The 7,159-nt window shown below is 41.2% G+C and carries 5 protein-coding genes; all 5 read left to right on the top strand.

Annotation, left to right across the window (positions count from 1 at the left end):
- Positions 1 to 999, top strand: a 999-nt coding sequence (locus JWR87_RS10765; protein WP_297819547.1) for a VCBS repeat-containing protein, incomplete at its 5' end; no start/stop codon positions are given.
- A gap of 218 nt (positions 1,000 to 1,217) precedes the next feature.
- Entirely contained in the window at positions 1,218 to 2,939 is a 1,722-nt protein-coding gene (locus tag JWR87_RS10760; protein ID WP_297819544.1) for a VCBS repeat-containing protein, read from the top strand.
- Positions 2,940 to 3,063: 124 nt separating this feature from the next.
- Complete coding sequence (locus JWR87_RS10755) at positions 3,064 to 3,558, top strand: redoxin domain-containing protein (RefSeq protein ID WP_297819541.1); 495 nt, start codon at positions 3,064 to 3,066, stop codon at positions 3,556 to 3,558.
- A 44-nt stretch (positions 3,559 to 3,602) separates the two neighbouring features.
- Positions 3,603 to 4,982 (top strand): vanadium-dependent haloperoxidase, encoded by a 1,380-nt coding sequence (locus JWR87_RS10750; RefSeq protein ID WP_297819538.1) that lies wholly within the window; start codon positions 3,603 to 3,605, stop codon positions 4,980 to 4,982.
- A 118-nt stretch (positions 4,983 to 5,100) separates the two neighbouring features.
- Positions 5,101 to 7,113: a gliding motility-associated C-terminal domain-containing protein gene (locus tag JWR87_RS10745; protein ID WP_297819535.1), complete on the top strand. Its 2,013-nt coding sequence runs from the start codon at positions 5,101 to 5,103 to the stop codon at positions 7,111 to 7,113.
- Positions 7,114 to 7,159: the final 46 nt, after the last annotated feature.

Here is a 7,159-nt window from a genome sequence, read left to right as displayed (position 1 = left end):
GTGTTATTTTACGCAAATAACAAAGGTACCTTCCAGGATATAACGGCTTCAAGCAATCTTGGTAATAAGAAGGGCTGGTGGACCAGTATCGTTCCGGGCGACTTTGACAATGATGGCGATGTAGATTTTGTGGTTGGTAACCTTGGTCTGAATTCATTCTTTAAAGCTTCCGAAAAATATCCTGTCAGCATCTATGCAAAAGATTTTGATAACAATCGGAATTTCGATGCAATACCGACGATTTATCTACCAACCTCACAAGAAGATCCAACAAAAAGGGAATATCCGGCCCATGTTCGTGACGATATGACCAAGCAGTTGATTTCTTTTAGGTCAAAGTTTCAGAATTATAAGAAATACGCCAATGCTACTTTTGACAAAATGTTTACCGAAGAAGAGCTGAAAGGCGCGTTAAAGCTGCAGGCCAATTACTTTAACAATAGCTATATCAGGAACGATGGCAATGGCAAATTTACCTTGTCTTCATTGCCGTTAGAAACCCAATATTCCTGCCTCAACGGTATGTTGTCTGAAGATTTTGACGGAGACGGAAACCTTGACCTTTTGGCTACCGGAAATGATTATGGAACGGAAGTGTCTGTCGGAAGGTATGACGCATGTAACGGGCTGTTTTTGAAAGGAGATGGCAAAGGCGGCTTTCGGTCGCTGAAGATTTTGGAAAGTGGTTGGTTTGTGCCCGGTAATGCCAAAGCCCTTGTTAAGTTGCGGAGAAACGATGGACAGTGTTTGCTCGTAGCTAGTCACAACAGGGGTAGCCTGAAGACGTTTGAGCTGAAAAAAACGGTTGGATATATCTCAATCAATCCAAACGAAACAAGTGCAATTGTTACCTATAAGGATGGGCGGAAACAAAAGCGCGAGATTAGTTATGGTACATCGCTGTTATCGCAGTCTGGCCGGTTCGTTAATACCGAAAGCAATATGAGAACGGTGGAAATTAGGGATTACAGAGGCAATGTTCGTACTGTAAACTTATAATGACGGAGGACGTTACGAAACATTTTTTAAATACATTATCAGAGTTAAAATTTAGCTCGCCCATTTGGAAAGATGTAGTAGAAGTGAGTGACACAACAAAAGATGCACAAAGGTTTCTGCTGGTAACAAAAGCGAGTATAACCACTTGTTCTAAAATTATATTTTGAGCTAACGAGGAACAACAATTTTGCTTTAGTTGCGTCGCACTCTTGTACTATTTGATCATCAGGGATCAACAACCAGTTACAATAGCAGAGAAATTTACTAATCCACCTTTTTTGCCTTTAATTGTTTTACACTTAGAAATAACAAGAAGTACTTATCATAAAAAGTTGATGCATTTTATAAAACGGACTTATTTAGTTGTAGCTACCACTTTTTTACTGGTTTCTTTTGTAATTACTTTCTGCATTGGTTGTAACAATGTTCCGCGCAATAATAGCCACCCGGGCATTTCAAACAGTGATATAAGAAAAGGCCAGGCATTGGCTAAAGTCTATTGCCAGTCGTGCCATCTTTTGCCAGATCCTTCCATGCTTGATTCTAAAAGCTGGGAAAAAGGTGTTTTGCCTGCAATGGGTCCTCGTCTCGGCATTTTTTCGTGGAACGGAAAATCTTACCCTTTTGCTCGCTATGACATGAGTTTAGGGGAAGACTTTTATCCAAAACAACCGGTTTTGAAGCCGGGCGAGTGGCAAAGCATCGTCAATTATTTTATAGCTACAGCGCCTGATACCCTGCATCATACAAACCCTGGTCAGCAAGCTATTAAAACAGGCCTCTCGTTATTTACAGTTGAATCTCCTGCCAATGCCACTTCGAACCCGGCAACTTCTTTAGTTAAGATAATTGGGCAAACTTCACCAGAAGTAGTTATAAGCGATGCAACTAAACAGGCGCTTTACAGGTTTGATGGTAATTTAAAGCTGGTCGACTCAATTAAGAATCGAGGACCTATTGTAGATGTTGACATAAGCGGAAGCCGTTGGCTGACTTGTGATATAGGAATACTTAACCCAAATAATGGTAAGTATGGAAGCGGCCGAAACATTTCTTTATTACCAGATAATAAGCTGAAGCAAGACTCGACTGTTTTATTTGACGGCTTGCAGCGACCAGTTCAGATCACCGCGGCCGATTTAAATAAAGATGGAAAAGAGGATTATTTGGTCTGCGAGTTCGGTTTTCAAACTGGTGCATTGTCATGGATGGAAAACAGGGGTAGCGGTAAATATGAACGGCATATTTTGCGGCCTTTACCTGGTGCTGTGAAAGCGTATATAAATGATTATAACCATGACGGCCTGCCAGACTTGTGGGTATTGTTTTCGCAGGGCGAAGAAGGGGTTTTTTTATACACTAATAAAGGGCAGGGCAGGTTTGACGAAAAGAAGGTACTGGCTTTTCCTGCAGTCCATGGCTCATCGTATTTCGAAATGGTAGATTACAATAAAGATGGCAGTTTGGATATTGTATACACTTGTGGCGACAACGCCGATTATTCTACTATTTTAAAGCCTTATCACGGAGTATATATTTTTGTAAACGACGGAAAAAATAGCTTTAAACAAACGTTCTTTTTTCACATAAACGGTTGCTTTAAAGCAATTGCCCGCGATTATGACAACGATAATGATCTTGACATAGCCGCCATTTCTTTTTTTGCTGATTATAGCACCAAACCAGAGGAAGGGTTCGTATACCTCGAGAATACAGGAGACAACACTTTTAGCCCGTTTACTTTAGCCGAAACCCAGCAGGGAAGGTGGCTAACGATGGATGCAGGTGACATAGACGGCGATGGAAAAACAGATCTTGTTTTGGGTAACTTTTCTATCGGACCTGCTATGACGAAGTCGAAGCATGACTGGAGAAAAGCCCCCCCTTTTTTGATATTGAAGAATACGGGCAAAAGAAAGCCGGGAGCCCGTCCTCAATAATCTTTTTTTAATTATGGGTTAACAAATAATTCTCATCGTATTTACTACGTTGCGATATATTGTGTGTCGAGAACAAGCGATACTCTTCGGTTGCAAAGTGTTGACTGTATAACAGGCGTTAATTATGAAACAAATATTTCTAACGATTTTTTTAAGCATCCTGCTTTTTAGCGGCGCGTACTCCCAGGTCGATAATTCCAAACCCGGTTCTGCTATTCCAGCTTTTAAAATACTTAAGACAAATGGCAGTTATTTTACCAGTAATGATATCAGGAAAAATAGTCCGTTTGTACTTATTTATTTTGCTCCCGATTGCGACCATTGTATTAAGCTGATGGATCAGCTGTTTAAAAAAATTCACGATTTCGACAAGGCGACCTTAGTAATGGTAACCTTTAAAGCACCCACTGATGTTGCCTGGTTTGAAAGAAAATACCAGACAGCTCAATTTAAAAATATAACTGTAGGTACAGAGGGAACAAGCTATGTTTTACGTAACCATTATAGATTAGATAAAACGCCTTTTGTAGCTGTTTATGATAAAAAAGGAAAGCTGGCGTTTTCCTATAAAAACGAACCTTCGGCAAATGAAATATTAGCGCGGTTCAAAAAAGTATAAGGAGTTAGTGAAACTATTATCTGGGTTGGGGGAATACATTACATATGAGAACAAGATTATTATGGTTGGTTATCGTTATAGCGCCGTTTAGTTGCAACCAGAAGCAGCAGCAAAAAGCTGATCCAAAGTTGTTGACTGACCGCAATTTGTTGCACAACCATATGCACCAGTTGACAGAGGTAATTATTCACGACATGTTTTCACCGCCTGTTTCAAGCAGGATTTATAGTTACTCCTCCCTTGCAGCTTACGAGGCGATCAGGTTTGATAAAGAAGGCTATCCTTCTCTGGTTAAAGACCTGCACGGCTTTCCTCAAATGCCTGTTCCGGAAAAAAATAAAAATTATAACTACCTGCTCGCTGCTACCAAAGCATTCTTTACAGTCGCAGAAAAAATAACGTTTTCTGCAGATACTTTAGATAATTATCAAAAAAGGGTTTTGGGTGATTTTCAGTCATTACTGGATGAAGAAACCTATGAGCGGTCTATAGCTTTTGGCTCTTCTGTAGGACAGACCATTTTTGAAAGAACTAAAACAGACAACTATAAAGAAACACGGGGCATGCCGAAATTTTTAGGCAGTGAAGAAGAGGGAAAATGGCGGCCAACACCATCAGACTATTTTGATGCTTTAGAACCAAATTGGGGTAAAATTATGCCTCTGGCTCTTGACTCTGCAGCACAAATTAAATGTCCTGCTCCCCCCACTTACTCCCTGGATAAAGAGAGTCTTTTTTATACAACAGTAAATGAGGTGTATCACATAGGTACGCACTTAACAGAAGAGCAAAGAGAAATAGCAAAATACTGGGATGACAATCCCTTTGTACTTGAGCATTCTGGTCACCTGATGTTTGGCAATAAAAAAATTACTCCTGTTGGACATTGGATAGGAATAACCGGAATAGCTTGTAAAATGAAAAATCTGGATCCGGTAGAGTCGGCTAAAATTTATGCGCTTACTTCTATAGGTATGTTTGATGTAGTTATTAGTTGTTGGAGAGAAAAATTCATTCGTAATGTTATTCGCCCCGTAACTGTTATCAACGACGCAATTGATAATAACTGGATCCCCTTACTGCAAACGCCTCCTTTTCCTGAGCACAGTAGCGGTCATAGCGGTATCTCTGCTTCTGCTGCAACAATTCTCACCAGGCGTTTCGGTGAAAACTTTGCTTTTGAGGACACCAGTGATTTGGCTTATATCGGAATGCGTCGTCGTTTTAAGTCTTTTATTTCGGCCGCACAAGAGGCGTCTTTGAGCCGGGTATATGGCGGTATACACTATCGTACAGGTGTTGATGCCGGTGCCGAGCAGGGAAAGGATGTGGCAAAGTATGTAATCGACAAATTTTTGCCAAATTCAACAAAACCAGCGAAGGACATAGCAGCAGAAGCTAAAAGAAATTCGACTGCTAATTAAAAGAAAAGAAGAATTAGCATTAATACCTGGGGCAACGCTTTTTTGCCCTGTTGGCTTCTTACTCTTGTAGGAGTTCTATTTCCACCAGCAGGAAAAGCACCTGCCACACATCAGCGGCATGCCTACAGCTCTGATCAATACAAATACTCCACTTCCGATAAACTTTACTAATTTAAAGTACGGTAGCTATTATAAGTCTGATTTGTACATGAAACGTTTAAGTTTTTTTACCTTTTTTGCCTGTTCTTTTGCGCATGTAAATGCCCAGCTCTGTACCGGCAGCCTGGGTGAGCCTGTGGTAAATATTACTTTTGGCTCCGGATCTGACCCTGGCCCGGAACTTCCCCGCGGTCAGACTTCTTACACTTACTCGACCAGCCAATGCCCCTCGCAGGGAGCATATAGTATCGTAAACCTAACCTTTGAATGTTATGATAATAGCTGGCAGGCGATTACAACCGACAATACACCCAACGATTCCCTTGGTTATTATATGCTTGTCAATTCTGAGTCTATCAAAGCAACGCTGTATGTTTTTAGCGTGACAGATTTGTGTCCTAACACCACCTACGAATTTTCGACCTGGGTTAAAAATGCGCTCCGCCCAACAGCTTGCGACGAAAATGCAGTAGAACCAGATTTAAAACTAACGATAGAAACATTAGCAGGTAATATTCTTGCAACGTATAGTACCGGTAATATTCAGAAAGCAAATGACGCACAATGGAACCAATATGGGGTGCTTTTTAAAACACCTTCAACGGAAACAGAACTTGTTTTTAGGATTAGTAATAATAGTATTGCGGGCTGTGGAAATGTACTGGCGCTCGACGATATTACCGTAAAGCCATGTGGGTCAAAAATAAATGCGGTAGTTGCGTCAACCGGATCGAAAACGGTGGAAGTGTGCGAAGGTGCTAATACTTCTTTTCTCCTTTCTGCTAATTTTGGCCCGGAGTTAAGTAATTCAGTTTTTCATTGGCAGGTGAAAGAAAATGCGGACGACTGGAAAGATATTGTTGGCGCAACTAGCAAAGATTATTTGACAAAACGAAGTCCTTCTGGCTACTACCTTTATAGAGTTGTCGTTTCCCAGCCGGGTTCTCTATATTCTCCTAAGTGCCGGATTTTCTCCAATCATATATCGGTAAACATCCAGCCGCCTCCTTTTATCCAACTCACTAACTATGTGTATGGTTGTGTTGGCGGAAAAATTACAATGATAGCCTCTGGCGGGCTTAAGTACAACTGGACTGGTCCCAACGGTTTTACATCCACTCTACAAAGGCCTGAAATGATAGATGTACAGTATTCTGATTCGGGATTGTACAAAGTAACAGGCATAACTGATGTAGGTTGCCAGAACTCAGACTCTACTCTGTTGAAAGTTTATCCCAACGTAACAGCGACAGCTGGTCACGGAACTTTTATCTGCGAAGGTGCTACGACCACTCTTACAGCCGGCGGCGGTATCAGCTATCGTTGGCAGCCATCAAAGGGATTGTCTAACGATACCATTGCAACTCCTGCCGCAAGCCCTCAAGAAAAAACACTGTATGTGGTTGAGGTAAGAAATCAATATGGCTGTTCAGACACTGCAACGGTAGAAATAAACGTTTGGAAAAAACCTGTGGCAGATGCAGGGCCCGACCTGAAAACACGAGTGGGATTACCAGTTGCTTTAAGTGGTATTGCAAAAGGTTCGGATGTGACGTGGTTTTGGACACCTTCTAATAACCTTTCTTCTACCCTGTTGCTGAACCCTGTTACCACCACTCCTCAGACTTTTACTTACACCTTTCATGTTACTTCGTCTCACGGCTGCGGCGCTAGCGCCGACAATGTAGTGGTAAGCGTATTTGATAAAATACTTATTCCAAATGCCTTTTCGCCAAATGGCGATGGGGTAAACGATACGTGGCATATAGATCCACTTGGGTTATTTACTGAAGCTTCGACAGAAGTATTTAACAGGTATGGTGTAGTAGTATACCGAAGAAAGGGATTTTCAACGGCCTGGAATGGCACAAGTAACGGTATGGCTTTACCACCGGGGACATATTTTTATATCATCGACTTAAAAATACCAAAAGAGCCTAAACTTACGGGGTCTGTTACTATATTAAGATAGCTTGAAGCGGATCAAAGAATTGTTGCAGGAAATAATTAAACGTAAA

Source organism: Segetibacter sp. (assembly GCF_025963695.1).
Lineage (GTDB): Bacteria > Bacteroidota > Bacteroidia > Chitinophagales > Chitinophagaceae > Segetibacter.
Note: the sequence above shows the minus strand (reverse complement) of the source record. Positions and strands in the feature narration are given on the sequence as shown.